The sequence below is a fragment of the Metalysinibacillus jejuensis genome (assembly GCF_003057615.1).
Taxonomy (GTDB): Bacteria; Bacillota; Bacilli; order Bacillales_A; family Planococcaceae; genus Metalysinibacillus; species Metalysinibacillus jejuensis.
This window is the reverse complement of record NZ_QAFW01000002.1, coordinates 100,388-124,839: the sequence shown is the minus strand read 5'-3', so window position 1 is coordinate 124,839 and position 24,452 is coordinate 100,388. Positions and strand designations below refer to the sequence as shown.

General features: G+C 40.3%; 39 protein-coding genes and 1 rRNA gene. All 40 read right to left on the bottom strand.

The genetic code is table 11. The annotated features are described in order from the left end of the window. Window positions 1–110, bottom strand: a 16S ribosomal RNA gene (locus tag DDE80_RS01975); the annotation flags it as partial. A 462-nt stretch (window positions 111–572) separates the two neighbouring features. After that, window positions 573–1,244: a KinB-signaling pathway activation protein gene (locus DDE80_RS01970; RefSeq protein WP_108306007.1), complete on the bottom strand. Its 672-nt coding sequence runs from the start codon at window positions 1,242–1,244 to the stop codon at window positions 573–575. A 143-nt stretch (window positions 1,245–1,387) separates the two neighbouring features. Beyond that, entirely contained in the window at window positions 1,388–2,440 is a 1,053-nt protein-coding gene (locus tag DDE80_RS01965; RefSeq protein ID WP_108306006.1) for a P-loop NTPase, read from the bottom strand. Window positions 2,441–2,585: 145 nt separating this feature from the next. Then, window positions 2,586–2,978, bottom strand: coding sequence for a 30S ribosomal protein S9 (gene rpsI, locus DDE80_RS01960; RefSeq protein ID WP_036143474.1), 393 nt, complete (start codon window positions 2,976–2,978; stop codon window positions 2,586–2,588). 25 nt (window positions 2,979–3,003) lie between these two features. Continuing rightward, complete coding sequence (gene rplM, locus DDE80_RS01955; RefSeq protein WP_108306005.1) at window positions 3,004–3,441, bottom strand: 50S ribosomal protein L13; 438 nt, start codon at window positions 3,439–3,441, stop codon at window positions 3,004–3,006. Window positions 3,442–3,613: 172 nt separating this feature from the next. Beyond that, window positions 3,614–4,348, bottom strand: a complete 735-nt coding sequence (gene truA / locus DDE80_RS01950) for a tRNA pseudouridine(38-40) synthase TruA (protein ID WP_108306004.1) — start codon at window positions 4,346–4,348, stop codon at window positions 3,614–3,616. Window positions 4,349–4,354: 6 nt separating this feature from the next. Then, on the bottom strand, window positions 4,355–5,149 hold the full coding sequence (locus DDE80_RS01945) for an energy-coupling factor transporter transmembrane component T family protein (RefSeq protein ID WP_108306003.1): 795 nt from the start codon (window positions 5,147–5,149) through the stop codon (window positions 4,355–4,357). Next, window positions 5,149–6,018 (bottom strand): energy-coupling factor ABC transporter ATP-binding protein, encoded by an 870-nt coding sequence (locus tag DDE80_RS01940; RefSeq protein ID WP_108306002.1) that lies wholly within the window; start codon window positions 6,016–6,018, stop codon window positions 5,149–5,151. Before DDE80_RS01940 ends, DDE80_RS01945 begins: the two co-directional genes overlap by 1 nt. Then, window positions 5,994–6,839, bottom strand: a complete 846-nt coding sequence (locus DDE80_RS01935; protein WP_108306001.1) for an energy-coupling factor ABC transporter ATP-binding protein — start codon at window positions 6,837–6,839, stop codon at window positions 5,994–5,996. The genes DDE80_RS01940 and DDE80_RS01935 overlap by 25 nt, the downstream gene beginning before the upstream one ends. A 364-nt stretch (window positions 6,840–7,203) precedes the next feature. Then, window positions 7,204–7,584 carry a 50S ribosomal protein L17 gene (rplQ, locus tag DDE80_RS01930; RefSeq protein WP_108306000.1) on the bottom strand — a complete coding sequence of 127 codons (381 nt, stop codon included), beginning with the start codon at window positions 7,582–7,584 and terminating at the stop codon, window positions 7,204–7,206. A 50-nt stretch (window positions 7,585–7,634) separates the two neighbouring features. Continuing rightward, on the bottom strand, window positions 7,635–8,579 hold the full coding sequence (locus tag DDE80_RS01925) for a DNA-directed RNA polymerase subunit alpha (protein WP_036143452.1): 945 nt from the start codon (window positions 8,577–8,579) through the stop codon (window positions 7,635–7,637). 120 nt (window positions 8,580–8,699) lie between these two features. Continuing rightward, window positions 8,700–9,089 (bottom strand): 30S ribosomal protein S11, encoded by a 390-nt coding sequence (gene rpsK, locus DDE80_RS01920; RefSeq protein WP_108305999.1) that lies wholly within the window; start codon window positions 9,087–9,089, stop codon window positions 8,700–8,702. A 25-nt stretch (window positions 9,090–9,114) separates the two neighbouring features. Further along, window positions 9,115–9,480 carry a 30S ribosomal protein S13 gene (rpsM, locus tag DDE80_RS01915; RefSeq protein ID WP_108305998.1) on the bottom strand — a complete coding sequence of 122 codons (366 nt, stop codon included), beginning with the start codon at window positions 9,478–9,480 and terminating at the stop codon, window positions 9,115–9,117. 23 nt (window positions 9,481–9,503) lie between these two features. Beyond that, a complete protein-coding gene (gene rpmJ / locus DDE80_RS01910) occupies window positions 9,504–9,617 on the bottom strand; it encodes a 50S ribosomal protein L36 (RefSeq protein WP_000868344.1) in 114 nt (37 codons plus the stop codon). 37 nt (window positions 9,618–9,654) lie between these two features. Next, window positions 9,655–9,873, bottom strand: a complete 219-nt coding sequence (infA, locus tag DDE80_RS01905) for a translation initiation factor IF-1 (protein ID WP_036143445.1) — start codon at window positions 9,871–9,873, stop codon at window positions 9,655–9,657. 324 nt (window positions 9,874–10,197) lie between these two features. Next, on the bottom strand, window positions 10,198–10,851 hold the full coding sequence (locus tag DDE80_RS01900) for an adenylate kinase (RefSeq protein ID WP_108305997.1): 654 nt from the start codon (window positions 10,849–10,851) through the stop codon (window positions 10,198–10,200). Between the two features lie 65 nt (window positions 10,852–10,916). Continuing rightward, on the bottom strand, window positions 10,917–12,215 hold the full coding sequence (gene secY, locus DDE80_RS01895; protein WP_108305996.1) for a preprotein translocase subunit SecY: 1,299 nt from the start codon (window positions 12,213–12,215) through the stop codon (window positions 10,917–10,919). Continuing rightward, window positions 12,215–12,655, bottom strand: coding sequence for a 50S ribosomal protein L15 (gene rplO / locus DDE80_RS01890; RefSeq protein ID WP_108305995.1), 441 nt, complete (start codon window positions 12,653–12,655; stop codon window positions 12,215–12,217). The genes secY and rplO overlap by 1 nt, the downstream gene beginning before the upstream one ends. Window positions 12,656–12,689: 34 nt before the next feature. Beyond that, complete coding sequence (gene rpmD / locus DDE80_RS01885) at window positions 12,690–12,872, bottom strand: 50S ribosomal protein L30 (RefSeq protein ID WP_108305994.1); 183 nt, start codon at window positions 12,870–12,872, stop codon at window positions 12,690–12,692. A 15-nt stretch (window positions 12,873–12,887) separates the two neighbouring features. Further along, window positions 12,888–13,391 (bottom strand): 30S ribosomal protein S5, encoded by a 504-nt coding sequence (rpsE, locus tag DDE80_RS01880; RefSeq protein WP_108305993.1) that lies wholly within the window; start codon window positions 13,389–13,391, stop codon window positions 12,888–12,890. A gap of 21 nt (window positions 13,392–13,412) precedes the next feature. After that, on the bottom strand, window positions 13,413–13,772 hold the full coding sequence (gene rplR / locus DDE80_RS01875) for a 50S ribosomal protein L18 (protein ID WP_108305992.1): 360 nt from the start codon (window positions 13,770–13,772) through the stop codon (window positions 13,413–13,415). A 32-nt stretch (window positions 13,773–13,804) separates the two neighbouring features. Next, entirely contained in the window at window positions 13,805–14,344 is a 540-nt protein-coding gene (rplF, locus tag DDE80_RS01870) for a 50S ribosomal protein L6 (protein ID WP_108305991.1), read from the bottom strand. 30 nt (window positions 14,345–14,374) lie between these two features. Further along, window positions 14,375–14,773 (bottom strand): 30S ribosomal protein S8, encoded by a 399-nt coding sequence (gene rpsH, locus DDE80_RS01865; RefSeq protein ID WP_036143418.1) that lies wholly within the window; start codon window positions 14,771–14,773, stop codon window positions 14,375–14,377. 29 nt (window positions 14,774–14,802) lie between these two features. Next, complete coding sequence (locus DDE80_RS01860; RefSeq protein ID WP_004233656.1) at window positions 14,803–14,988, bottom strand: type Z 30S ribosomal protein S14; 186 nt, start codon at window positions 14,986–14,988, stop codon at window positions 14,803–14,805. A gap of 21 nt (window positions 14,989–15,009) precedes the next feature. Next, window positions 15,010–15,549: a 50S ribosomal protein L5 gene (gene rplE / locus DDE80_RS01855; protein WP_108305990.1), complete on the bottom strand. Its 540-nt coding sequence runs from the start codon at window positions 15,547–15,549 to the stop codon at window positions 15,010–15,012. Window positions 15,550–15,576: 27 nt separating this feature from the next. Then, window positions 15,577–15,885 (bottom strand): 50S ribosomal protein L24, encoded by a 309-nt coding sequence (gene rplX / locus DDE80_RS01850; protein WP_108305989.1) that lies wholly within the window; start codon window positions 15,883–15,885, stop codon window positions 15,577–15,579. A 35-nt stretch (window positions 15,886–15,920) separates the two neighbouring features. Then, the gene (gene rplN, locus DDE80_RS01845) at window positions 15,921–16,289 is read right to left on the bottom strand and encodes a 50S ribosomal protein L14 (protein ID WP_036143410.1); all 369 of its coding nucleotides are present in this window, start codon (window positions 16,287–16,289) and stop codon (window positions 15,921–15,923) included. 43 nt (window positions 16,290–16,332) lie between these two features. Next, window positions 16,333–16,596 (bottom strand): 30S ribosomal protein S17, encoded by a 264-nt coding sequence (gene rpsQ, locus DDE80_RS01840; RefSeq protein WP_108305988.1) that lies wholly within the window; start codon window positions 16,594–16,596, stop codon window positions 16,333–16,335. A 21-nt stretch (window positions 16,597–16,617) separates the two neighbouring features. Continuing rightward, window positions 16,618–16,818 carry a 50S ribosomal protein L29 gene (rpmC, locus tag DDE80_RS01835; protein ID WP_108305987.1) on the bottom strand — a complete coding sequence of 67 codons (201 nt, stop codon included), beginning with the start codon at window positions 16,816–16,818 and terminating at the stop codon, window positions 16,618–16,620. Then, a complete protein-coding gene (rplP, locus tag DDE80_RS01830) occupies window positions 16,808–17,242 on the bottom strand; it encodes a 50S ribosomal protein L16 (RefSeq protein WP_108305986.1) in 435 nt (144 codons plus the stop codon). The genes rpmC and rplP overlap by 11 nt, the downstream gene beginning before the upstream one ends. A 1-nt stretch (window position 17,243) precedes the next feature. After that, window positions 17,244–17,900: a 30S ribosomal protein S3 gene (gene rpsC / locus DDE80_RS01825; protein ID WP_108305985.1), complete on the bottom strand. Its 657-nt coding sequence runs from the start codon at window positions 17,898–17,900 to the stop codon at window positions 17,244–17,246. A gap of 3 nt (window positions 17,901–17,903) precedes the next feature. Further along, window positions 17,904–18,248 (bottom strand): 50S ribosomal protein L22, encoded by a 345-nt coding sequence (rplV, locus tag DDE80_RS01820; RefSeq protein WP_108305984.1) that lies wholly within the window; start codon window positions 18,246–18,248, stop codon window positions 17,904–17,906. 22 nt (window positions 18,249–18,270) lie between these two features. Next, entirely contained in the window at window positions 18,271–18,549 is a 279-nt protein-coding gene (gene rpsS / locus DDE80_RS01815) for a 30S ribosomal protein S19 (RefSeq protein WP_036143394.1), read from the bottom strand. Window positions 18,550–18,609: 60 nt separating this feature from the next. Beyond that, window positions 18,610–19,440, bottom strand: a complete 831-nt coding sequence (rplB, locus tag DDE80_RS01810) for a 50S ribosomal protein L2 (protein WP_108305983.1) — start codon at window positions 19,438–19,440, stop codon at window positions 18,610–18,612. Window positions 19,441–19,482: 42 nt separating this feature from the next. Next, a complete protein-coding gene (rplW, locus tag DDE80_RS01805; RefSeq protein ID WP_108305982.1) occupies window positions 19,483–19,767 on the bottom strand; it encodes a 50S ribosomal protein L23 in 285 nt (94 codons plus the stop codon). After that, a complete protein-coding gene (gene rplD / locus DDE80_RS01800) occupies window positions 19,767–20,390 on the bottom strand; it encodes a 50S ribosomal protein L4 (RefSeq protein ID WP_108305981.1) in 624 nt (207 codons plus the stop codon). The genes rplW and rplD overlap by 1 nt, the downstream gene beginning before the upstream one ends. A gap of 26 nt (window positions 20,391–20,416) precedes the next feature. After that, window positions 20,417–21,046: a 50S ribosomal protein L3 gene (gene rplC, locus DDE80_RS01795; RefSeq protein ID WP_108305980.1), complete on the bottom strand. Its 630-nt coding sequence runs from the start codon at window positions 21,044–21,046 to the stop codon at window positions 20,417–20,419. 53 nt (window positions 21,047–21,099) lie between these two features. Further along, on the bottom strand, window positions 21,100–21,408 hold the full coding sequence (gene rpsJ, locus DDE80_RS01790) for a 30S ribosomal protein S10 (protein WP_108305979.1): 309 nt from the start codon (window positions 21,406–21,408) through the stop codon (window positions 21,100–21,102). 314 nt (window positions 21,409–21,722) lie between these two features. Continuing rightward, complete coding sequence (locus DDE80_RS01785) at window positions 21,723–23,039, bottom strand: Na+/H+ antiporter family protein (RefSeq protein WP_108305978.1); 1,317 nt, start codon at window positions 23,037–23,039, stop codon at window positions 21,723–21,725. A 131-nt stretch (window positions 23,040–23,170) separates the two neighbouring features. Then, the gene (gene tuf / locus DDE80_RS01780) at window positions 23,171–24,358 is read right to left on the bottom strand and encodes an elongation factor Tu (RefSeq protein WP_108305977.1); all 1,188 of its coding nucleotides are present in this window, start codon (window positions 24,356–24,358) and stop codon (window positions 23,171–23,173) included. Between the last annotated feature and the right edge of the window lie 94 nt (window positions 24,359–24,452).

Here is a 24,452-nt window from a genome sequence, read left to right as displayed (position 1 = left end):
CCGTCCGCCGCTAAATCCAGAGAAGCAAGCTTCTCTTTCATTCGCTCGACTTGCATGTATTAGGCACGCCGCCAGCGTTCGTCCTGAGCCAGGATCAAACTCTCCATAAGAGAGCGATTAAGCTCATGTTGCTGGCATCAATTTTGATGTCCAAAATTTTGTTTCAATTTAATGAAACGATTTATTGATTAACGTTTTGCTTGTTCAGTTTTCAAGGTTCATGTTTGCGTCGCTTGTTTCAGCAACTTTTATATTATAGCATTTTTCAACTTTCGTTGTCAACACTTTATTTTATAAAAGTTTTTCAGAAGAAAGAAACAACTTCTACATCTTAACAAATAGTGCTTGTTATTGTCAACTATTTTTTAATTGTAATTTAGTGCTTAACAACAATGTTGTTTTTGCGACTTCATATATAGTAACACGCTTTTAAATGATGTGTCAAAGCTTTGCTTAAATCTTATGTTTTTTCGTAAGTTAAGAGCGGATAACACACTTGAAATAGCGATGTCTTTATCCTTTTTATTAAAAAAACTCTACAGCTAGGTAATTACTAGCCGTAGAGTTTTGAATTAAGCATTCGTTTGTTGCTTTCGAGCTTTACGTCGCTCTTCTAATCGTTTACGGTCACGCTCTGATTGTTCATTGTATTTTGGCAACATCAATAGTTGGAATGCGTTAACTGCTAACAATGGGAAAAGTAATAATGCTACATACTCATCAATTTTAGCATCGCGTCCCATTAAGGCAATTGTCCATTCTAATGTTGTAATGACAATCATAAAAAATAGTGCAGATATTAGCACGTGTTTTTTTCCTGTCATTTTAACTTTTTTAAATGCTGTAGCTATAGAACCACCAACAAGTACTAAAATTAATACGCTATATACTATCCAATCCTTCGCTGTATCTGCTTCAGGTATAAAGCGAAATGCAATAACGTCAACTAATGCAATGACAATTAATAAAAGTTGCACCCAGTTCCATAAAGTTAATGAACGGAAAATATTAACGGCTACTTGATGAAGTGTTAAATAAGCAAAGAAACCTGCTTGCGCAATTACACTCATCGTAATCCCTAAGAAAACCATCCATGCCAATGCCGCAAGAAACTCGCCCCATTCTCCCGCTGCTACATAAGGTTGGAAAAAGTTCCAACGAATTATTAAGCTAAAAACGCCATTGACAACCCCACCGATAAGTGAGGCTACAAAGAAAAATTTAATCCAATTACGTATTGTCACGACTTTGCGTCCTCCAATGTTCAAATATAATTATTATTTTAACAATGCTACTGTAAAAAAGCTATGTTCGTTCGAAAAGTCATTCATGCTTTGTGACTAAGGCGTGAAAAAAGACGAGCTGGCTGGCCCGTCTTCCTTCTATATTATAATTTGTTAATCACTTGCTCTGCCATTGCTAAGTACAATTTACCTGTTGGGTGCTCAGCATCATAAACGGAAGGAGCGAAGTCTTCATCTGTCCAATCAGGTTGTCCTAATGGAATCTGTCCGAGTAAATCTGTACGTAACTCTTCAGCTAGTTTAGTACCGCCACCTTTACCGAATACATACTCGCGTTCCCCTGTCGTTTTTGACTCAAACCATGCCATGTTTTCTACAACACCAAGAATTTCATGATCTGTTTGCAATGCCATTGCACCTGCACGTGCCGCTACAAAAGCTGCGGTTGGATGAGGAGTAGTTACTACGATTTCTTTTGATGCAGGTAACATTTGGTGAATGTCGAGTGCTACGTCACCTGTACCTGGTGGTAAGTCTAATAGTAGATAGTCTAATTCGCCCCACTCTACGTCGCGGAAAAATTGGTCGAGTACTTTACCAAGCATTGGCCCACGCCAAACAATCGGTGCGTTGTTTTCTACGAAGAAGCCCATTGAAATTACTTTAACACCCATGCGCTCTACTGGGTAAATGCGATCTTCTTTAATAACAGGCATCTCTTGAATACCCATCATATCTGGTACACTAAAGCCGTAAATATCAGCATCAATCAACGCTACTTTTTTACCTAATCGCGCTAGTGCCACCGCTAAGTTAACAGATACTGTCGACTTACCAACGCCACCTTTACCAGATGCAATTGAAATAAATTGTGTAGTATTAAGTGGCGATAATAAATCTTGTGACTCTGCTTCAGTTGCAGTGCCACGGAAGCTTGCTAATGTTTCAGCTGAGAGCTCTTCAAAACGAATGCCTACCGTCTCTGCCCCTTGCTCTTTTAACACTTCTACTATTTTCATTTGAAGTTGCATTTGTTCAGGTGTATTCGTTTTCGCAATCGCAACTTTAACACTAACATGATTTTTTTCTTCTTTTACTTTAACCTCTACAATACCGCCAGTTTCCTCTAACGATTTATGTAAAAAAGGATCTTGTAGCTTACTTAACGCGTTATGCGCCTTTTCAATTGTGATCATAAAGCCATGACACTCCCTAACCTCATTTTCTCCAATTATAACATAATCAATTTCAATAAACGTCACAGATGTTTCAGCACAACATACAACAAAAAAAGCCATGCTCGCAAATAGCGAACATGGCTTTGAACGTATAATCGTAAAATTAACGTTTTGAGAACTGTGGAGAACGACGTGCGCCGCGAAGACCTGGTTTTTTACGTTCTTTCATACGAGCGTCACGAGTTAATAAACCAGCAGATTTAAGTGCTGGACGGAAATCTGGATCAACTTGTAGTAACGCACGAGCGATACCGTGGCGGATTGCGCCAGCTTGACCAGTGAAACCACCGCCATCAACGTTAACGTGGATGTCGTAGCTGCCTACTGTTTCAGTAGCAACTAATGGTTGTTTGATTACGTTACGTAAAGATTCGAATGGTACGTACTCTTCTACGTCACGTTTGTTAATAACAATGTTACCTGTACCTGGTACTAAACGTACGCGAGCTACAGAAGTTTTACGGCGACCTGTGCCGATGTATTGAACTTGTGCCAAAGTAATATCCTCCTCTTAATTTCTATTATCCGCGAAGCTCGTAAGCTTCTGGTTGTTGTGCAGCGTGTGGGTGTTCCGCGCCTGCGTAAACGTTAAGTTTACCGAACATTTTGCGACCTAAAGAGTTCTTTGGAAGCATACCTTTAATTGCTAATTCTAGCATTTGTGTAGGGTATTTCTCTTTCATTTCGCCTGCAGTACGTTGTTTAAGACCGCCTGTGTAAAGTGTGTGACGGTAGTAAATTTTGTCCTGTAATTTGTTACCTGTTAAATGAATTTTGTCAGCGTTGATGATGATAACGTGATCACCTGTGTCAACGTTTGGTGTGAATGTTGGTTTATGTTTACCACGTAAGATAGCAGCTACTTCAGAAGCTAAACGTCCAAGCGTTTGGCCTTCTGCGTCAACTAATAACCACTTACGTTCTACTTCGTGACCTTTAGCCATGAATGTTGTACGCATGTATATATCCTCCTAATCGATTAAAAATACCGTTATTTTTCATTAGTCTACAATTAATAAGTTTTCGGGGCTTATTTTGTGGTGGTAATGAAAATACCATTAGTCATCATACTATAAAAAAACAGTTAGGTCAAGTTTTTTTCAGAAAACACGTGGTCAAGTTGCTAGCCCTCTAATACCATACTTTTTCAAGGTATAAACCTTGAGCTGGCGCGGTTTTACCCGCTTTTTCTCGTTGGCAACTTTCGATTGCTTCCTTCACACTTTGCTCACTGCGCTTAGCAATCCCCACTTCCCATAATGTGCCGGCTATAATGCGCACCATATTGTATAAAAAGCCATTGCCTTCTATTACCATATGCAATTCATTGCTATGTTTTTCAAAGGTTAAGCTATGCACCGTACGCACTTTGTCTATGACACTCGTATTTGCTGCACAAAATGCTGAAAAATCATATTCACCTACAATTAATGTAGCCGCACGTTGCATCGCTTCAATATTAGGTTGTACACCTTTCATAAATACAGCGTAATTACGACGAAATGGTAATTGTACTTCCTCAAGAGACCAGATATAGCGGTAACGTTTACCGACTGCATCAAAGCGTGCATGAAAGTTAGGAGCGACCTCATTTACTTCCATTACACGAATGTCACTCGGTAAATTTACATTGAGTGCTTTTTGCCAGGCGCTTGGTGTTAATGTAAGTGACGTATCAAAATGTATAACTTGTCCTGTTGCATGGACACGCGCATCCGTACGCCCACTCGCTACTACTTTAATTGGCCCTTTGTGCATTTTTTGTAAAGCCTTTTCGATTTCTTGCTGTACTGTGCGTCCATTCGGCTGTACTTGATAACCTACAAAGTCTGTTCCATCATATGCAATTATTGCTTTAATTCGCATAGTTACCTACCCTCTGTAATAAAATAAAACGCCAGCTAATGCGAATAACACCACTAATGCTAGCGTGTCTCTGCTATGCCATGCTAATTGACGATAGCGTGTGCGACCTTCGCCACCTTTATAACCTCTGACTTCCATCGCTGTTGCTAAATCTTCTGCTCGCTTAAAAGCGCTAACAAACAACGGCACAAGCAGTGGTACCACCGCCTTAATACGATCTTTTATCGGTCCTGTTGATAAATCAGAGCCTCGTGCCATCTGTGCCTTCATAATTTTATCTGTCTCATCCATTAATGTAGGAATAAAGCGCAGTGAAATCGACATCATCAGCGCTAGCTCATGAACAGGCACTTTTATTTTCTTAAGCGGATTTAATAGAATTTCGATTGCATCTGTAATAGCGATTGGCGATGTCGTTAGTGTTAAGAATGAAGTCATAATAACAAGAACTGCAAAACGAATCGCGATGTAAATACCTTGACGTAAACCACCTTCGTAAATTTTCAAAATACCCCATTCCCATAGCAAATCTCCTTCACGCGTGAAAAATAGATGGAGTAAAAAGGTAAATATTAATAAAAATACGACAGGCTTTAAACCATTAATTAAAAAACTCGGTTTAATGCGTGCTAAAAGCATAACAAATAACGTAATGCCTATTAATATGCTATATGTTATCGTATTATTTGCTAAAAATACAACGACAATAAACCCAAACACAAATAAGAGTTTTGCTCTTGGATCCATCTTATGCACGTACGTATTTCCTGGTAAGAAGCGTCCAAAAATAATTTTATCCATTACTTTCCACGCTCCTTAGGTAAATGTTTTGCCACTGACTTTGCGAGTTCTTCTTCTGTTAAACAGACCGTATCAAGTGGGTGGCCTAATAGCTTTTCCACTTTTTCTTGAAAACGTACAATACGCGGTGGCTCTAAACGGTAACCTCTCAAAGTAGCAGCATCTGCAAAAATATCTCGCGGCGTACCACGCAGTACATTTTTGCCGTCATGCATAATAATAATATCATCTGCATAACGTGCAGCATCCTCCATACTATGAGTAACGAGTATTGTCGTTAATCCTTCTTCTTTATGCAATGTGTAAAACATATCCATAATTTCTTTTTGCCCTCTAGGATCAAGGCCAGCTGTAGGTTCATCTAGGACGATAACATCTGGCTTCATTGCTAATACACCTGCTATAGCAACCCGACGCATTTGCCCACCCGATAAATCAAACGGTGATTTTTCTAGCACTTCTGTTGGGAGCCCCACAAGCGTAATCAGTTCACGTGCTCGCGCTTCAGCATCTTCTTTACTTACACCAAAATTTAAAGGGCCAAACATAATATCTTTTAACACGGTCTCTTCAAATAATTGATGTTCTGGAAACTGAAAAACAATACCTACATATTGACGTACTTCTTTTAAATTTTTAGCTTTCTTCCCAGCAGTAATACGATAATCACCGATATCAACTTGGCCTTCCGTTGGCTTTAGTAAACCATTGAAGTGTTGCAATACCGTAGATTTACCTGAGCCTGTATGACCAATAATCGCTTGGTATGTACCGCTATCAATTTTAAAATCTACTTCATAGAGCGCACGTTTTTCAAAGGGTGTGCCTGCAGCATACGAGAACCCTACGCGTTGAAGTTCGATGTCCATAAATCATTCACCAACTCTTCTTCTGTCATATTTTGACCATTTAACGCAACGCCTTCAGCTTTAAGTAAGCGAGAGAGTTTCATAGCAAATGGTAGGTCAAGCCCTAGCTCAATTAACTCATCACCTAGCGCAAAAATTTCGTTAGGCGTACCCGTGGCAAATTTTTTACCGCCATTCATAAACAATAAGCGGTCAGCTAAAATCGCTTCCTCTAGGTCATGGGTAATTGAAATTACTGTGAGCCCTGTTTCTGCCCGTAGTTGTTGTACGGTTTGTAATACTTCCATGCGACCTTGTGGATCTAACATCGAAGTAGCTTCATCTAATATTAACAATTTAGGTCGTAGTGCTAATGCTCCTGCAATCGCTACACGTTGCTTTTGCCCCCCTGATAAATGATGAGGCTCGTGATCTAAAAAGTCTTCCATTTTCACTTGAGCTAATGCTTCATGCACACGTTCTACCATTACTTCATAAGGTATGCCGTTATTTTCTAATGCAAAAGCTACATCATCTTGCACCGTAGCACCTACAAATTGGTTATCTGGATTTTGAAATACCATGCCCATTTGCGAACGCACATCCCATAAATTTTCATCTGACAAGACGTCACGCATAAAACGAACATCACCTTGCTGAGGGTACAACAACCCGTTCATTAACTTGGCAATCGTCGACTTACCCGAACCATTATGTCCTACAATGGCAATCCACTCCCCTTCATTCACAGAGAAAGACACATCTTCTACTGCATTTCTAGGTGTAGGATCTTCAGAAGGATAAGCGAATGTTACATGATTTAACGCTAAAATTTCTGTCATCTTTTATTCCCCTTTGCTTAACTTATGTATTGTCCATTATACGCGTTTTCCCCCTACTACGTGTATAGTGATTTTTGGGTAAATAAAAAAGCACCTTATTTGGCGCTCTGTAATGGTCGTTATAATAAAAAAGCGCGCACCTCATTCAAGAAATGCGCTTTATCATTACATTTTACATGTGCACTAAGGTGCTCAAGCCTTAGTGCACGAGAATGAGGTGCGGAGAGCTAGACGAGACGCCGCCCTAAGGCTCGCTCATCATAACGCTCAGCTTATTTATTTGTCGTATGAAGCATTTATAAAAAAGAGGATGACCGTTCAACCGGTGAACCGGACCATCCTACAAATTCGCATGTTCGAAGGATTAAACTAGTTCAATCACAACTACAGGCGCACCGTCACCACGGCGTGGACCAACTTTAAGAATACGTGTGTAACCACCTTGACGGTCTGTGTAGCGTGGTGCTACATCGTCAAATAACTTTTGAAGTGCAAAAGTAGTAGACTCGTTGCCCTCTTCATCAGTAGTTGTCACAGTTTCACGACGGATAAATGCTGCTGCCTGACGACGAGCATGTAAATCTCCGCGCTTACCTAAAGTAATCATTTTTTCAACAACTGAACGTAACTCTTTAGCGCGAGCTTCAGTAGTTTCGATGCGTTCATTGATGATTAAGTCTGTAGCTAAGTCACGTAACATCGCTTTACGTTGAGAACTTGTACGACCAAGTTTTCTGTAACCCATGGATGTTTCCCTCCTTCATTTATATCTGATCTAGCTGTATTAAAAATCGCTTAGTCTTCTTTGCGTAACCCTAAACCAAGCTCATCTAACTTCGCTTTTACTTCTTCTAATGACTTGCGGCCAAGATTTCGAACCTTCATCATGTCATCTTCAGACTTGCTTGAAAGCTCTTGTACAGTATTAATACCTGCACGTTTTAAGCAGTTGTAAGAACGAACCGACAAATCAAGTTCTTCGATTGTCATTTCAAGATTTTTCTCTTTAAGGTTCTCTTCTTTTTCAACCATGATTTCGGCTGTTTGTGCCTCGTGAGTCATATCAACAAAGATGTTAAGATGCTCAGTTAAAATTTTCGCTCCTAGCGAAATCGCCTCTCTTGGACTGATGCTACCATCTGTCCACACATCAAGCGATAGTTTATCGTAGTCAGAAGACTGACCAACACGTGTGTTTTCCACTTGGAAGTTAACACGAGATACTGGAGTGTAAATAGAGTCGATCGGGATCACGCCGATTGGAAGATCCTCGCGCTTGTTTTGATCAGCAGGAGTATAACCACGACCACGTTTTGCATACATACGCATGCGTAAGTGACCATTTTTAGCGAGTGTTGCGATATATAAATCTGGGTTCAAGATTTCAACGTCACTGTCATGTGTAATGTCAGCAGCTGTTACTTGACCATCGCCCTTCACATCTATTTCGATAACTTTCTCTTCATCAGAGTAAATTTTTAGAGCAAGCTTTTTTACATTCAAAATAATTGAAGCAACGTCTTCTACCACGCCTTCGATTGTTGAGAATTCATGTAATACACCATCAATTTGCACTGATGTTACAGCAGCTCCTGGTAACGAAGACAGAAGGATACGACGTAAAGAATTACCCAAAGTATTACCGAAGCCACGCTCTAACGGTTCTACAACAAACTTGCCAAACTTGGCATCTTCGCTGATCTCCTTTGGTTCAAACTCTGGTTTTTCAATTTCGATCATTCAATTTACCCTCCTTCAAAACATCGAATGAATAGGTTTATCCATCAATTAATTACATTAATTTTGCACAAGACGAATGTACATCAGATGGTGTCACTCAACAAGTTGAGTTAGCACCCATTACACACGACGACGTTTTGGCGGACGGCAACCATTATGAGGAACTGGCGTAACATCTTTAATAGCTGTTACTTCTAGACCAGCAGCTTGAAGTGCACGAATTGCAGCTTCACGACCAGCACCAGGTCCTTTAACAGTTACTTCAAGTGATTTCATACCATGTTCCATAGATGTTTTTGCAGCAGTTTCTGCAGCCATCTGTGAAGCGAATGGTGTAGATTTACGTGATCCTCGGAATCCAAGAGCACCTGCACTTGACCAAGACACCGCGTTACCTTGCATATCAGTAATCGTTACGATTGTATTGTTAAATGTAGAACGGATGTGAGCGATACCTGATTCGATATTCTTTTTCACACGACGTTTACGAGATTGTTGTTTACGAGCCATGTTAAGTAGGAACCTCCTTTACCGATTATTTTTTCTTGTTCGCTACAGTTTTACGAGGACCTTTACGCGTACGAGCGTTGTTCTTCGTATTCTGACCACGAACTGGTAAACCACGACGATGACGGATACCACGTAATGAACCAATCTCCATTAAACGTTTAATGTTTAGTGAAGTTTCACGACGTAAGTCACCTTCTAATTTGTATGAATCCAGTTGTTCACGGATTTTGTTAAGCTCATCTTCAGTTAAGTCGCGTACGCGAGCTTCTTCTGAAACTCCAGCTGCAGCTAGAACTTTTTGAGCTGTTGTTTTACCAACACCGTAAATATAAGTTAATGAAATTACCACGCGTTTGTCGCGAGGGATATCAACACCAGCAATACGTGCCATGAGTTACAGCACCTCCTTTAGGATTAACCTTGTTTTTGTTTGTGTTTAGGGTTTTCACAGATTACCATTACTTTACCGCGTCGGCGAATTACTTTACATTTTTCGCAGATCGGTTTCACAGATGGTCTCACTTTCATCTAACCTAACCTCCTTAATAGTCCGGAGCGCAAAAGATTATTTAAAACGGTATGTGATACGACCGCGAGTTAAATCATATGGAGATAACTCGATAGTAACCTTATCTCCAGGTAAAATACGGATAAAGTGCATACGAATCTTACCAGATACGTGTGCTAGCACGATATGACCGTTCTCTAATTCTACCTTAAACATCGCGTTTGGCAAAGTCTCAACAACTGTACCTTCGACTTCAATTACATCATCTTTCGCCATCTTACTCTGTCTCCCTTCTATATGCGTATTCAGGTCTCATACATTACGTTAGTAACGCACTCTTCTTACTCGAAGCAACTCGTTTCAACATATATGTTTGGATTGCATGAGAGATGTTTGAAAGACGCCTCGTTTGGTTTTCGCTTCACACAATCCGAGCAATACAGATGCTTCCACGAACCCATTTCATGTAGTTTTCACTAATAAATTAGCTATTGTACATATACCGGGCACAATATGCTTTTGCAACTCTCAAAAAATTATGTTTCGTTGTTGCTCCCGCATGCTCCCACGGAAGCAGTATTCTGCGCCCGGAGCCGGGTATCAGCTGCGGTTGCCCTTTAAAAGAGCTTCAATATCAGCAAAGACTAATTTAATGTCTTGTTGACCATTGATATTTGTAAGCACACCTTTAGCTTCATAGAAATCTAATAGTGGTTGTGCTTGAGTCATATTTACTTCCAGACGATTTGTAACCGTTTCAGGATTATCATCTGCTCGAACGTAAAGCTCGCCACCATCTTTATCACACTTTCCTTCCTCTTTAGGAGGGTTGAAAATTAAGTGATACGATGTTCCGCATGTTTTACAAATACGACGACCAGTTAAACGTGCAATTAAGTCTTCTTTAGGAACTTCGATGTTAATCGTATGTTCAATTGATTTACCTAGTTCTGCTAAAATGTTATCTAACGCTTCAGCTTGTGGAACTGTACGTGGGAAACCATCTAATAAGAAGCCTTCTTTACAGTCTGCTTGGCTAAGTCGCTCGCGAACGATGCCAATCGTAACTTCATCAGGTACTAACGCACCTTGATCCATATACGATTTTGCCTTTAAGCCTAGCTCCGTACCATCTTTAATAGCAGCACGGAACATATCGCCTGTAGAAATATGCGGGATTGCGTATTTTTCAATAATTTCATCTGCTTGCGTACCTTTACCAGCACCTGGCAGACCCATTAAAATGATATTCATACGTTTTTCTCTCCCCACAAAAGTTAGCTGGTTAAGGAAACGAAAAACGTTCCCAAAAACCAACATTATTTCATAAAGCCTTTGTAGTGACGCTTAACAAGTTGTGATTCTAGCTGTTTCATCGTTTCAAGCGCTACGCCGACTACGATAATCATACTTGTACCACCGATTTGAGCTGATTGTGGAAGGTTCATAACATTAATAAAGATAATTGGCATAATCGCAATTACCGTTAAGAAAATCGCTCCAACAAACGTCAAGCGGTATAATACACTCGTTAAGTATTCTTGTGTGTTTGCACCTGGACGAATGCCCGGAATGTAAGCACCTTGTTTCTTTAAGTTGTCTGCCACATTTTCTGGATTCACTTGAACGAATGCATAGAAATATGTGAAGGCAACGATTAACGCAACATAAATCATCATACCAATTGGTTTCGTATAATCGAACGTGTTTTGGATAAATGTTGTTACGTTGTTTTCACCAAAGAACATTGACAGTGTTTGTGGTGTAACAATAAACGCCACAGCAAAGATTACCGGAATAACACCTGCTGCGTTTACTTTTAAAGGTAAATGAGTTTGTTGTCCACCTGCCTGTTGCTGACTACGCCCAGTTACACGCTTAGCATATTGAATTGGAATTTTTCGCAACGCTTGTTGCACATAAATTACCGCGACAATTACAGCTAATATAACAAGTAGTAGTAAAGCAATGATTACTAAGTTAATAAATAACTGTTCACCTGCACCTTGGATTTGTTGCGCATATAGTTGGTTAACAGCGTTTGGAATAGCTGCTACGATACCCGCAAAGATCACAATTGAGACACCATTTCCTACACCGTAGGCGGTAATTTGTTCAGCTAACCATAAAAGGAAAGCTGTACCTGCTGTCAATACAATTGAAATTGTTACGTACGTTAAAATAGTCTCATTTTGAATTAGTTGTCCACCGTACATTCTGTTGAAGCCAAATGACATCGCAAATGATTGGATGAATGCTAATACAATCGTAAAATAACGTGTGAACTGTGCAAGTTTACGTCTTCCGACTTCACCTTGCTTCGCCCACTCAGCAAACTTAGGAACAACGTCCATTTGTAAAAGCTGAACGATAATTGATGCTGTGATGTACGGCATAATACCCATCGCGAAGATAGAGAATTTTGCTAGTGCACCACCGCCGAATGTATTAAGGAAACCGACTAAGTTAAACTCATTCGCTGCCTGTAATACACTTGCATCGACGCCTGGTACTGGTACGAATGTACCAATACGAAAGACGATGAGCATTAATAGTGTGAAAATGATTTTATTTCTAATATCTCGAACACGCATAAAGTTTGAGATTGTTTGAAACATTAAATCACCTCAGTTTGTCCGCCAGCATTCTCGATTGCTTCTTTAGCAGAAGCTGAGAATTTGTGAGCTTTTACTGTTAGCTTTTTCGTTAAAGTTCCGTTTCCTAAAACTTTAATTCCAGCTAATTCTTTACTCACAATACCTGTTTCTACAAGCGCTGCAGGTGTTACCTCTGCACCGTCTTCGAAACGATTTAAAGTGTCAAGGTTTACAATAGCGTATTCTTTACGGTTAATGTTCGTAAAGCCACGTTTTGGTAAACGACGGTATAACGGGTTCTGACCGCCTTCAAAGCCTGGGCGTACGCCGCCACCTGAACGAGCGTTTTGACCTTTATGACCTTTACCTGCTGTTTTACCGTTACCAGAACCGATACCACGACCTACGCGGTTGCGTACTTTGCGTGATCCTTCTGATGGTTTTAACTCATGCAGTTTCATAATGGGTGGCACCTCCTTGTTCGATAATTGAAAATTAATTTTCTGTTACAGTAACTAAGTGAGCTACTTTATCTAACATACCGCGAACAGCAGCGTTGTCGTTCTGTTCTACAGTTTGGTTCATTTTACGTAAGCCTAAAGCTTCGATTGTTTTACGTTGTGCTGGTTTAGCACCAATCACAGATTTAGTAAGGGTAATTTGTAATTTGTTAGCCATTAGTTAATTCCCCCCTTAACCTAATATTTCTTCCACTGATTTACCACGTAGTTTAGCAACGTCCTCAACACGTTTTAATTCAGTTAAACCTTGGATTGTAGCACGAACCATGTTAATTGGTGTGTTTGAACCAAGTGATTTTGAAAGAATATCAGTAATACCAGCTAATTCAAGTACGGCACGCACTGGACCACCAGCGATAACCCCTGTACCTGGAGCAGCAGGTTTAATTAAAACTTCTCCTGCGCCGAAGCGACCAATCACTAAGTGTGGAGTTGTTCCATCAACACGTGGCACTTCAACTAAGTTTTTCTTCGCGTCTTCTACAGCTTTGCGGATTGCATCTGGAACCTCTTGAGCTTTACCAGTACCGAAGCCTACATGTCCGTCTTTATCGCCAACAACAACTAGTGCTGTAAAGCGGAAGCGACGTCCACCTTTAACAACTTTAGCAACGCGGTTGATCGTTACAACGCGTTCTTCAAGTTCTGCAAGTTTGTTTGCGTCAATTTGACTCATGAAATGTGTCCCTCCTTCTTATTAAAATTGTAAGCCGTTTTCACGTGCAGCTTCAGCTAAAGCTTTAACACGGCCATGATATAAGTAACCACCGCGGTCAAATACAACAGTTGTAATATTTTTTTCCGCAGCGCGTTTAGCGATTGTTTCACCAATTTTTGCAGCAGCTTCTACATTATTGCCAGCACCTTCAAATGAAGTTTCTTTTGAAGAAGCACTAACAATTGTAACACCTGCAACATCATCGATTAATTGCGCATAGATGTTCTTGTTTGAACGGAATACGTTTAAACGTGGACGCTCAGCAGTACCTGAGATTTTTGTACGAACACGCGCATGACGTTTTTTACGAACTTGATTTTTATCTTGTTTCGTAATCACAGAGGTCACTCCTTTCTAATGCGGTTTACGCATTATTTACCTGTTTTACCTTCTTTACGACGAACGTATTCGCCTTCATAACGGATACCTTTACCTTTATAAGGTTCTGGTGGACGTACAGCACGGATATTAGAAGCAAGAGCACCTACGCGTTCTTTACTAATACCTTTAACGATAATAACGTTGTTTGCTGGTACTTCAACTTCAACACCTTTTTCAGGTGTGAATTCTACTGGGTGTGATAAACCTACGTTTAACACTAATTTCGTACCTTGCATTTGAGCACGGTAACCAACACCGCTTAATTCAAGTTTACGTTCGAAACCTGTTGAAACACCTGTAACCATGTTCGCTAATAGCGCACGTGTAGTACCGTGATTCGTACGGTCTTGTTTAGAATCAGATGGACGAGTGATTGTGATCACTGAACCCTCTTGTTCGATTTTCATATCTGAATTTAAAGAGCGAGTTAATTCGCCTTTAGGTCCTTTAACAGTAACTTCGTTGCCTGCAGCAACAGTGACAGTTACGCCTGCTGGTACCTCAATTGGATTTTTACCAATACGAGACATTAAGTTGCACCTCCATTCCTTTATTGCTTATTACCAAACGTATGCTAGAACTTCGCCGCCAACTTGTTTAGCGCGAGCTTCTTTGTCAGTTAACACACCGTTTGAAGTTGATACTAAAGCGATACCAAGACCGTTTAATACTTTCGGCACTTCGTTCGTTTTAGCGTAAACACGTAATCCTGGTTTAGAAATACGTTTTAGGCCTGTGATAACACGTTCGTTATCTTTACCATATTTTAAGAAGATACGAATAATACCTTGCTTGTTGTCTTCTACATACTCAACATCACGTACGAAACCTTCACGCTTTAAAATTTCAGCGATTTCTTTTTTCACGTTTGAAGCCGGCACTTCTAACTTCTCGTGACGAACCATGTTCGCATTACGAATGCGAGTTAGCATATCTGCAATCGGATCAGTCATTGTCATTACATTTACCTCCTTCCCAAATTAGGGGATTACCAGCTGGCTTTTTTCACGCCAGGAATTTGTCCCTTATATGCAAGTTCTCGGAAACAAATACGGCAAAGTTTGAATTTGCGATATACAGAGTGTGGACGACCACAGCGCTCACAGCGTGTATATTCTTGAACTTTAAACTTTTGTTTACGTTGTTGTTTAACGATCATTGATTTTTTAGCCACGTTCTCGCCCTCCTTGTTTAATTACTTTTGGAACGGCATACCGAATTGTGTCAATAACTCGCGAGCTTCTTCGTCAGAATTCGCAGTCGTTACGATCACGATATCCATACCGCGTACTTTTGAAACTTTATCGTAATCGATTTCAGGGAAAATTAATTGTTCTTTTACACCTAGAGTGTAGTTACCGCGACCGTCGAATGCTTTTTTAGAAACACCACGGAAGTCACGTACACGTGGAAGTGCGATAGCAATTAGTTTATCCAAGAATTCGTACATACGCTCTCCGCGTAATGTAACTTTAGCACCGATTGGCATACCATCACGTAGACGGAAACCAGCGATAGATTTCTTAGCTTTAGTAATAACTGGTTTTTGACCAGCGATTGTAGTTAATTCTTCAACAGCTGAGTCAAGTACTTTAGAGTTTTGTACAGCGTCACCAACACCCATGTTGATTACGATTTTGTCCACTTTAGGTACTTGCATAACTGATTTATATTCAAACTTGCTCATTAGAGCAGGTGTTACTTCGTTAACAAATTTTTCTTTTAGGCGGCTCATTGTTGTACCTCCCTTCTTTGATTAAGATTAGTCGATTACTGCACCTGATTTTTTTGCAACACGAACTTTTTTGCCGTCTTCAATCTTGTAACCTACGCGAGTCGGCTCGCCAGATTTAGGATCGATAAGCATTACGTTCGATACGTGGATTGCTGCTTCTTGGCTAACAATGCCACCTTGAGGATTTAATTGGTTAGGCTTCATATGTTTTTTAACAATATTTACACCTTCAACTAAAACGCGATCTTGTTTTGGTAATGCTGCTAAGATAACGCCTTCTTTGCCTTTATCTTTACCAGTAATAACCTTAACTTTATCACCTTTTTTTACATGCATGCTGTCGCACCTCCTTGATTGGTACTATCATGAAATTAAAGAACTTCTGGAGCTAGAGAAACGATTTTCATGAAGTTGCTATCACGTAATTCACGTGCAACAGGTCCGAAAATACGAGTTCCGCGTGGTGATTTATCATCACGAACAATTACACATGCGTTCTCATCAAATTTGATGTATGTTCCATCTTTACGGCGAACACCTGATTTTGTACGAACGATTACAGCCTTAACGACTTCACCCTTCTTGACAACGCCACCTGGTGTTGCTTTCTTAACTGTGCACACGACGATATCGCCGATGTTAGCAGTTTTACGTCCCGTACCACCAAGTACTTTGATTGTAAGAACTTCACGTGCACCTGAGTTGTCAGCAACTTTCATACGACTTTCTTGTTGGATCACTTAGGTTACCTCCCTTCGGAATATGGTCGTTCCGAAATAGTTATTAGATAATAACCGCTTTTTCTACAACTTCGACTAATCGGAAGCGTTTAGTAGCTGATAGCGGGCGAGTTTCCATGATACGTACAATATCACCGATTTTCGCTTGGTTTTGCTCATCATGAGCTTTGAATTTTTTCGAGTATTTTACACGTTTGCCGTAAAGCTTATGCTTTTTGTGAGTTTCTACTACAACAGTAATAGTTTTATCCATTTTGTCAGATACCACTCGACCTGTGTATACTTTGCGTTGGTTACGCTCAGTCATGCCTGAAAACCTCCTTCTTTATCAGTTGTTTGCACTGATTTCTCTTTCACGAATCACAGTTTTCATACGCGCAATCGCTTTGCGAACTTCGCGAATGCGAGCTGTGTTTTCTAATTGACCAGTCGCCAATTGGAAGCGAAGGTTGAAAAGCTCTTCTTTCAGTGATTTCACTTTTGACTCCAATTCTGGAGTTCCAAGTTCACGGATTTCTTTAGCTTTCATTAGATTCACCACCAGTTTCTTGACGTTTAATTACTTTACATTTAACAGGCAATTTATGCGCTGCTAAGCGTAGAGCTTCACGTGCAGTTTCTTCAGATACACCAGCAATTTCAAACATTACTTTACCTGGTTTTACTACTGCTACCCAACCTTCAGGAGCACCTTTACCAGAACCCATTCGGACTTCTAGAGGTTTCTTCGTGTAAGGTTTGTGTGGGAAAATTTTAATCCATACTTTACCGCCACGTTTCATGTAACGTGTCATTGCAATACGTGCAGACTCAATTTGACGGTTAGTGATCCAGCTAGCTGTTTGTGCTTGTAAGCCGTATTCACCGAAAGTTACTTCTTTACCGCCTTTTGCTTGTCCGCGCATGCTGCCGCGGTGTTCACGACGGTATTTTACGCGTTTAGGCAATAACATATTATTTGCCTCCTTCCACAGAGTTCTTCTTAGTAGGAAGGACCTCGCCACGATAAATCCATACTTTAACACCTAACTTACCGTAAGTAGTGTCTGCTTCTGCGTGAGCATAATCAATGTCTGCACGAAGCGTATGAAGTGGAACAGTTCCCTCGCTATAGTGTTCAGCACGCGCGATATCTGCGCCACCTAAACGACCTGATACTTGTGTTTTAATCCCTTTAGCGCCAGCACGGATTGTGCGTTGGATCGCTTGCTTTTGAGCACGACGGAATGAAACACGGTTTTCTAATTGACGAGCAATATTTTCAGCTACAAGACGAGCATCTAAATCTGCGCGTTTAATTTCGATAATGTTAATGTGCACACGTTTACCAGTAAGTTCACCAAGTTTTTTGCGTAGTGCTTCAACTTCTGAACCACCTTTACCGATAACCATACCTGGTTTCGCAGTGTGTACTGTTACGTTAAGACGATTTGTTGCACGTTCGATTTCTACTTTAGATAATGAAGCTTCTTTTAAAGCTTTTTCAATGTAGTCACGAACTTTGATGTCTTCATGAAGGAGAGTTGCATAGTCTTTATCAGCATACCATTTAGACTCCCAGTCACGAATAACACCAATACGTAGACCTATTGGATGTATTTTTTGACCCACAGATTACCCCTCCTTCTTCTCTGATACCACTAACGTGATGTGGCTAGTACGTTTATTGATTGAACTTGCACGTCCTTGAGCACGTGGACGGAAACGTTTTAATGTTGGACCTTCATCAACAAATACCTCAGAAACTACTAAGTTGTTGATATCTAAGTCGTAGTTATGCTCAGCGTTAGCAACTGCAGATTTTAATACTTTCTCAACGACTGGAGACGCCGCTTTTGGAGTATGACGTAAAATTGCAACTGCTTCACCAACTTGCTTGCCTCGAATTAAGTCTACTACTAGACGAACTTTACGAGGAGCAATGCGCACTGTACGAGCGATAGCTTTAGCTTGTGTCATTAGGATTTACCTCCTCTCAAAATTAGCGTCGTGTTTTCTTATCATCTGCACCGTGACCTTTGTAAGTACGAGATGGTGCGAATTCGCCTAGTTTATGACCTACCATGTCTTCAGTTACGTATACTGGAACGTGTTTACGTCCGTCATATACAGCGATTGTTAAACCGATGAAGTTAGGGAAAATAGTAGAACGGCGAGACCAAGTTTTGATAACTTGTTTCTTTTCAGATCCTTCTTGTGCTTCCACTTTTTTCATTAAGTGATCATCCACAAAAGGTCCTTTTTTCAAGCTGCGACCCATTTAGGAACCTCCCTCCGTGATTCCACCACGGTTCTTTTAGCGAACCGTAGCCCTATCACATTATTTTTTACGACGACGAATAATAAGGTTGTCGGATTTAGCTTTTTTGTTACGAGTTTTTAAACCAAGTGCTGGTTTACCCCATGGTGTCATTGGAGATGGACGACCGATTGGTGTACGACCTTCACCACCACCGTGTGGGTGATCATTAGGGTTCATTACAGAACCACGAACAGTTGGGCGTTTGCCTAACCAACGTGTACGACCGGCTTTACCGATGTGTACTAATTCATGTTGTTCATTACCAACTTGACCGATTGTAGCACGGCAAGTAGCTAATACTAAACGTACTTCACCTGATTGTAAACGTACGATTACGTATTTACCTTCACGACCTAAAACTTGTGCAGATGTTCCTGCAGAGCGAACTAATTGTCCACCTTTACCAGGTTTTAATTCGATGTTATGGATTGTTGTACCCATTGGAATGTTAGCTAACGGTAATGCGTTACCTACTTTAATATCAGCTTCTGGACCAGATACGATTGTTTGACCAACCTCTAATCCTTTAGGTGCTAAGATATAAGTTTTAGCTCCATCAGCATAGTTAATTAATGCGATGTTTGCAGAACGGTTTGGATCGTACTCGATTGTAGCAACGCGTCCTGGAATGCCATCTTTGATTCGTTTGAAATCAATGACACGGTATTGGCGCTTATGGCCGCCACCATTATGACGAACAGTGATTTTACCTTGGTTATTACGACCAGCTTTGCGTTTTGTCGGTTGAAGCAATGATTTCTCAGGCTTGTTAGTAGTGATTTCCGCAAAGTCTAATGAAGTCATGTTACGACGTCCATTAGTGGTAGGTTTGTACTTTTTAATCGCCATGTGTTTTCCCTCCTTCTTGAAAATTCAAATCCTTATCGGATATTACATTTCAAATAATTCGATTTCGTTGCTATCTGCTGTTAATTTAACGATAGCTTTACGGCGTTTGTTTGTGTATCCAGCGTAACGGCCAACGCGTTTGAATTTACCTTTGTAGTTCATAATGTTGACTTTCTCAACTTTAACGCCAAAGATTTCTTCAACTGCATCTTTAACTTGAGTTTTATTAGCGCGAGTGTCTACTTCAAAAGTATACTTTTTCTCTGCCATAAGTTCTGAAGAACGCTCAGTAATGACCGGACGTTTTAAAATATCACGTGCTTCCATTATCCAAGCACCTCCTCGATTTTTTCTACTGCAGACTTAGTGAATACGACTTTGTCGTTTCCTAATAAGTCAAGTACGTTAATACCTGCAGCTGTAATTACTGTTACACCAGGGATGTTACGAGCAGATAATGCTACGTTCTCATCTAGGTCAGCAGTTACGAATAGAGCTTTCTTTTCGATAGAAAGATCTTTTAATACCTGAGTGAAGTCTTTAGTTTTTGGTGCAGCTAATGTTAGTGCATCAAGAACTACAAAGTTCTCTTCTGCTACTTTAGTTGAAAGTGCAGATTTAAGAGCTAAACGACGAACTTTCTTAGGCATGCTGAAGCTATAGCTACGTGGTGTAGGACCGAATACGATACCACCGCCACGCCATTGTGGTGAACGGATAGAACCTTGACGCGCGCGTCCAGTTCCTTTTTGGCGCCATGGTTTGCGACCACCGCCAGCAACTTCAGAACGGTTTTTAACTTTATGGTTACCTTGACGTAGTGATGCACGTTGTGCGATTACTGCGTCGAATAATACTGCTTCATTTGGCTCGATACCGAAGATAGCTTCGTTTAACTCGATTTCACCAACTGAAGAACCTGTTTGACTAAGTACGGCTACTTTTGTCATTCCTGTTTCCTCCTTTCTTGTAATGATTAGTTAGCTTTAATTGCAGTTTTCACTGTAACTAGCGCTTTTTTAGAACCAGGAACATTACCTTTTACTAATAATAGGTTACGCTCTGCATCAACTTTTACAACTGATAAGTTTTGAATAGTTACTACAGTACCACCCATTTGACCAGGTAATTTCTTTTGTTTGAATACGCGGTTCGGAGCTACAGGGCCCATTGAACCAGGACGACGGTGGTAACGAGAACCGTGAGACATAGGTCCACGTGATTGTCCGTGGCGTTTAATAACACCTTGGAAACCTTTACCTTTCGTAACTCCTGTTACATCGATTACATCGCCTTCTGCGAAAATTTCTACTTTGACTTCTTGACCAACCTCGTACTCGTCAACGTTTACATTGCGGAACTCGCGAATGAAGCGCTTAGGAGCAGTGTTTGCTTTAGCTACGTGTCCTTTAGCAGGCTTGTTAGATAACTTTTCACGTTTATCTTCAAAACCTAACTGAACAGCGTTGTAGCCGTCTGTTTCAACAGTTTTCTTTTGAAGTACTACGTTTGGAGCAGCTTCGATAACTGTTACTGGGATTAAATCGCCGTTTTCAGCAAATACTTGCGTCATACCGATTTTTCTTCCTAAGATTCCTTTGGCCATTGGTCACACCTCCTGTAATTTTTGAAAAATAATTTTATATTGTTTTTTTACCATTAAAGTTTGATTTCAATATCAACGCCAGATGGTAAGTCTAATTTCATTAATGCATCAGCAGTTTGTCGCGTAGGATTAACGATATCAATTAGACGTTTGTGCGTACGCATTTCGAATTGTTCACGAGAATCTTTGTACTTGTGAACCGCACGTAGAATTGTGTACACCGACTTCTCAGTTGGAAGTGGAATCGGACCTGATACACTAGCACCTGAACGTTTCGCAGTTTCCACAATTTTCTCAGCAGATTGATCTAACACACGGTGATCATATGCTTTTAAACGGATACGAATTTTTTGTTTTGCCATTATTTTCCCTCCTTCTCGCCTATTTTCTAGACATTCTCCACGAAAATTATCCAACACAGCGCCATGGCAAAGCGGCCGGGTGTGTCGGCAACCTCTCGCTTCATCGCAGTCAAAGACCAACATTCAACATTATATACAATAAAAAAAGAATAAGCAATACTTTTCGCTAAATTCTTTTCCATGTTGACATTTTTATAAATAAATATTTTTACCGTTTATTATTTTATAAAATCTCATCATAAATTGCAACTATAAAGGCTATAAAATAAAAAAATCTTTGCATGCTTAGCACACAAAGATTTTCCTTCTATATATTACAGTATAAACGCCACTGCTATCCAACCAAATAAAATTAGAGGTATGTTAATAAATGTAAAGGTAGGCACACAAGTGTCCCAAATGTGATTATGTTGCCCATCAACATTTAAACCAGAAGTTGGGCCGAGTGTTGTATCAGAGGCAGGTGACCCAGCATCACCTAATGCACCCGCTGTACCAATCAAGCAAATGATGGCTAGTGGACTTAACCCTAACTCTAATGATAGTGGTACAAAGAGCGCTGCAATAATAGGTATAGTAGCAAATGATGAACCGATGCCCATCGTTACGATTAACCCGACAATTAACATACCAAATACAGCTAAACTTGTATTACCATTTAAAATATCAAGTGCACCTGCAACTAAACTATCGACATGCCCCGTCGCCTTAATCACGCTAGCAAAACCATTAGCAGCAATCATTACAAAACCAATGAAAGACATTAGACGCATACCGTCGGTTAATACTTCGTCAGCTTCTCGCCATTTCAAAGCGCCTGTTATATACATCGTCAGTATACCAGCCATTGCCCCCATAATCATAGACTCTGTCTGTACTTGTACTACTAATGCTGCAATGAGTGCCATTACTGTCGCTACAACTAGCCACGTAGACACCGTCGACTGTTCTACCTCAGTGTCTAACTTTTGATCTTCATAGTGTCGTGGTTTACGGTAGACAAATATCGCGATAAACATACCGATAACCATCCCAAAAACCGGAATAGCCATCGCTTTAGGTACATCACTCATCTGCGCGAGCATGCCTGCACTCGTCACTTGGTTAGTAATGATTTCTTGGAAAATAAAACCGAAGCCAAAAGGTACAAAGCTATATGTGCCGACTAATCCAACAGCAATTACTACAGCAATAATACGTCGATCAACTTCTAATAAATTTAAAATTTTTAAGATCGGTGGAATTAATAACGGTATGAATGCGATATGAATAGGAATTAAATTTTGTGACATAATTGCCATAGCGAAAATACTGAAAAATATTAATGCTTTAATTAACCCTTTACGATTATTGCCTTCTTTAGCATTTAATAAGTTAACTACTTTAGCAATTAATACGTTAGTAATACCTGTTTTTGCTATTGCTACTGCAAAACCTCCAAGTAATGCGTAACTTAATGCGATAACAGCGCCGCCCCCTAATCCGTCTGTAAAAGCTCCCACTGTTTCACTAATTGTTAGTTCACTGACAATACCACCTGCAAAAGCACCAATAACTAAAGATAGTACAACATTTATGCGTAATAAACTCAATATTAACATAACGCCTACCGCTACAATAACTGCATTCATCCCAACACTACTTTCGTTCACTAATGTACTAATATGTTAAAATATTTTATGAGTGATGTCAACATGATTTCACAATAAAAAAACCAGTTTGTGAGCGTCCCCACAAACTGGTTCATTAGCCTAAGCTAAAATTATTTTACGATAGATGCTACAACGCCAGCGCCTACAGTACGGCCACCCTCACGGATAGAGAACTTAGTACCTTCTTCGATAGCGATTGGAGAAATAAGCTCAACATCCATTTCGATGTTGTCGCCAGGCATAACCATTTCTACGCCTTCTGGTAAGTTACAAACACCTGTTACGTCAGTTGTACGGAAGTAGAACTGAGGACGGTAGTTTGAGAAGAATGGCGTATGACGGCCACCCTCTTCTTTAGATAATACGTAAACTTCAGCTTTGAAGTTAGTATGTGGAGTGATTGAACCTGGTTTAGCTAATACTTGACCACGTTGGATATCTTCACGTGAAACACCACGTAGTAAAGCACCAATGTTGTCACCAGCTTCAGCGTAGTCTAGTAACTTACGGAACATTTCTACACCTGTAACTGTTGTTTGTTTAGCTTCTTCAGTAATACCAACGATTTCAACTACATCGCCGACTTTAACTTGACCACGTTCAACACGGCCAGTTGCTACTGTACCACGACCAGTGATAGAGAATACGTCCTCTACTGGCATCATGAATGGTTTGTCAGTTTGACGTTCTGGAGTTGGGATGTACTCATCTACAGCGTCCATTAATTCAACGATTTTTTCTTCCCATTCTGGTTCGCCTTCAAGTGCTTTAAGAGCTGAACCTTTAATTACAGGAATATCGTCGCCTGGGAAGTCATATTCAGATAGTAGGTCACGGATTTCCATTTCTACTAATTCTAATAATTCTTCGTCGTCAACCATATCACATTTGTTCATGAATACTACTAAGTAAGGAACACCTACTTGACGTGATAAAAGGATGTGCTCACGAGTTTGTGGCATTGGACCATCAGCAGCAGATACTACTAAGATACCGCCGTCCATTTGTGCAGCACCAGTGATCATGTTTTTAACATAGTCAGCGTGTCCTGGGCAGTCTACGTGTGCGTAGTGACGAGTTTCAGTTTCGTATTCAACGTGTGATGTATTGATTGTAATACCACGTTCTTTTTCTTCAGGTGCGTTATCTACGTCAGCGTATGATTTAGCTTCGCCACCCATTTTTTTAGAAAGAACTGTAGCGATTGCTGCAGTTAAAGTTGTTTTACCATGGTCAACGTGTCCGATTGTACCAATGTTAGCATGCGTTTTCGAGCGATCAAATTTTTCTTTAGCCATTAGAGATTTCCTCCTCAAATTTAAGTGTGTATTTTAATTTATGGTATGTTGCGGTGGTGTAGGAGGGCCCTTCCCACACCTTGCAATCATAGCT

Bases quoted from the DNA above. Each gene is read 5' to 3' on its own strand.
- infA (WP_036143445.1), bottom strand. From the start codon at position 9,873: ATGGCGAAAGATGATGTAATTGAAGTCGAAGGTACAGTTGTTGAGACT.
- rplV (WP_108305984.1), bottom strand. From the start codon at position 18,248: ATGACACAAGCTAAAGCTATCGCTCGTACAGTGCGCATTGCTCCTCGT.
- truA (WP_108306004.1), bottom strand. From the start codon at position 4,348: ATGCGAATTAAAGCAATAATTGCATATGATGGAACAGACTTTGTAGGT.
- DDE80_RS01900 (WP_108305997.1), bottom strand. From the start codon at position 10,851: ATGAATATCATTTTAATGGGTCTGCCAGGTGCTGGTAAAGGTACGCAA.
- DDE80_RS01935 (WP_108306001.1), bottom strand. From the start codon at position 6,839: ATGACAGAAATTTTAGCGTTAAATCATGTAACATTCGCTTATCCTTCT.
- rplO (WP_108305995.1), bottom strand. From the start codon at position 12,655: ATGAAACTGCATGAGTTAAAACCATCAGAAGGATCACGCAAAGTACGC.
- DDE80_RS01785 (WP_108305978.1), bottom strand. From the start codon at position 23,039: ATGAATGCAGTTATTGTAGCGGTAGGCGTTATGTTAATATTGAGTTTA.
- rplP (WP_108305986.1), bottom strand. From the start codon at position 17,242: ATGTTATTGCCTAAACGCGTAAAATACCGTCGTGAACACCGCGGCAGC.
- rpsJ (WP_108305979.1), bottom strand. From the start codon at position 21,408: ATGGCAAAACAAAAAATTCGTATCCGTTTAAAAGCATATGATCACCGT.
- rpmJ (WP_000868344.1), bottom strand. From the start codon at position 9,617: ATGAAAGTGAGACCATCTGTGAAACCGATCTGCGAAAAATGTAAAGTA.
- DDE80_RS01925 (WP_036143452.1), bottom strand. From the start codon at position 8,579: ATGATCGAAATTGAAAAACCAGAGTTTGAACCAAAGGAGATCAGCGAA.
- rplF (WP_108305991.1), bottom strand. From the start codon at position 14,344: ATGTCTCGTATTGGTAAAAATCCAATTGAGGTACCAGCAGGCGTAACT.
- rplW (WP_108305982.1), bottom strand. From the start codon at position 19,767: ATGGAAGCACGTGATATTTTAAAACGTCCGGTCATTACTGAGCGTTCT.
- rplC (WP_108305980.1), bottom strand. From the start codon at position 21,046: ATGGCCAAAGGAATCTTAGGAAGAAAAATCGGTATGACGCAAGTATTT.
- rplX (WP_108305989.1), bottom strand. From the start codon at position 15,885: ATGCATGTAAAAAAAGGTGATAAAGTTAAGGTTATTACTGGTAAAGAT.
- rpsK (WP_108305999.1), bottom strand. From the start codon at position 9,089: ATGGCTCGTAAACAACAATCTCGTAAACGTCGTGTGAAAAAGAATATC.
- rpmC (WP_108305987.1), bottom strand. From the start codon at position 16,818: ATGAAAGCTAAAGAAATCCGTGAACTTGGAACTCCAGAATTGGAGTCA.
- rpsS (WP_036143394.1), bottom strand. From the start codon at position 18,549: ATGGGTCGCAGCTTGAAAAAAGGACCTTTTGTGGATGATCACTTAATG.
- DDE80_RS01945 (WP_108306003.1), bottom strand. From the start codon at position 5,149: ATGGATAAAATTATTTTTGGACGCTTCTTACCAGGAAATACGTACGTG.
- rplM (WP_108306005.1), bottom strand. From the start codon at position 3,441: ATGCGTACAACATTCATGGCTAAAGGTCACGAAGTAGAACGTAAGTGG.
- rplD (WP_108305981.1), bottom strand. From the start codon at position 20,390: ATGACAAAAGTAGCCGTACTTAGTCAAACAGGTTCTTCAGTTGGTGAA.
- rpsQ (WP_108305988.1), bottom strand. From the start codon at position 16,596: ATGACTGAGCGTAACCAACGCAAAGTATACACAGGTCGAGTGGTATCT.
- tuf (WP_108305977.1), bottom strand. From the start codon at position 24,358: ATGGCTAAAGAAAAATTTGATCGCTCGAAAACGCATGCTAACATTGGT.
- rplQ (WP_108306000.1), bottom strand. From the start codon at position 7,584: ATGGGTTACAGAAAACTTGGTCGTACAAGTTCTCAACGTAAAGCGATG.
- rplE (WP_108305990.1), bottom strand. From the start codon at position 15,549: ATGAGCCGCCTAAAAGAAAAATTTGTTAACGAAGTAACACCTGCTCTA.
- rpsH (WP_036143418.1), bottom strand. From the start codon at position 14,773: ATGACAATGACTGATCCGATTGCAGATATGCTAACTCGCATTCGTAAT.
- rplB (WP_108305983.1), bottom strand. From the start codon at position 19,440: ATGGCGATTAAAAAGTACAAACCTACCACTAATGGACGTCGTAACATG.
- secY (WP_108305996.1), bottom strand. From the start codon at position 12,215: ATGTTTCAAACAATCTCAAACTTTATGCGTGTTCGAGATATTAGAAAT.
- rpmD (WP_108305994.1), bottom strand. From the start codon at position 12,872: ATGGCTAACAAATTACAAATTACCCTTACTAAATCTGTGATTGGTGCT.
- DDE80_RS01940 (WP_108306002.1), bottom strand. From the start codon at position 6,018: ATGGACATCGAACTTCAACGCGTAGGGTTCTCGTATGCTGCAGGCACA.
- DDE80_RS01965 (WP_108306006.1), bottom strand. From the start codon at position 2,440: ATGATCACAATTGAAAAGGCGCATAACGCGTTAAGTAAGCTACAAGAT.
- rpsE (WP_108305993.1), bottom strand. From the start codon at position 13,391: ATGAGTCAAATTGACGCAAACAAACTTGCAGAACTTGAAGAACGCGTT.
- rpsM (WP_108305998.1), bottom strand. From the start codon at position 9,480: ATGGCACGTATTGCTGGTGTTGATATCCCTCGCGACAAACGCGTGGTA.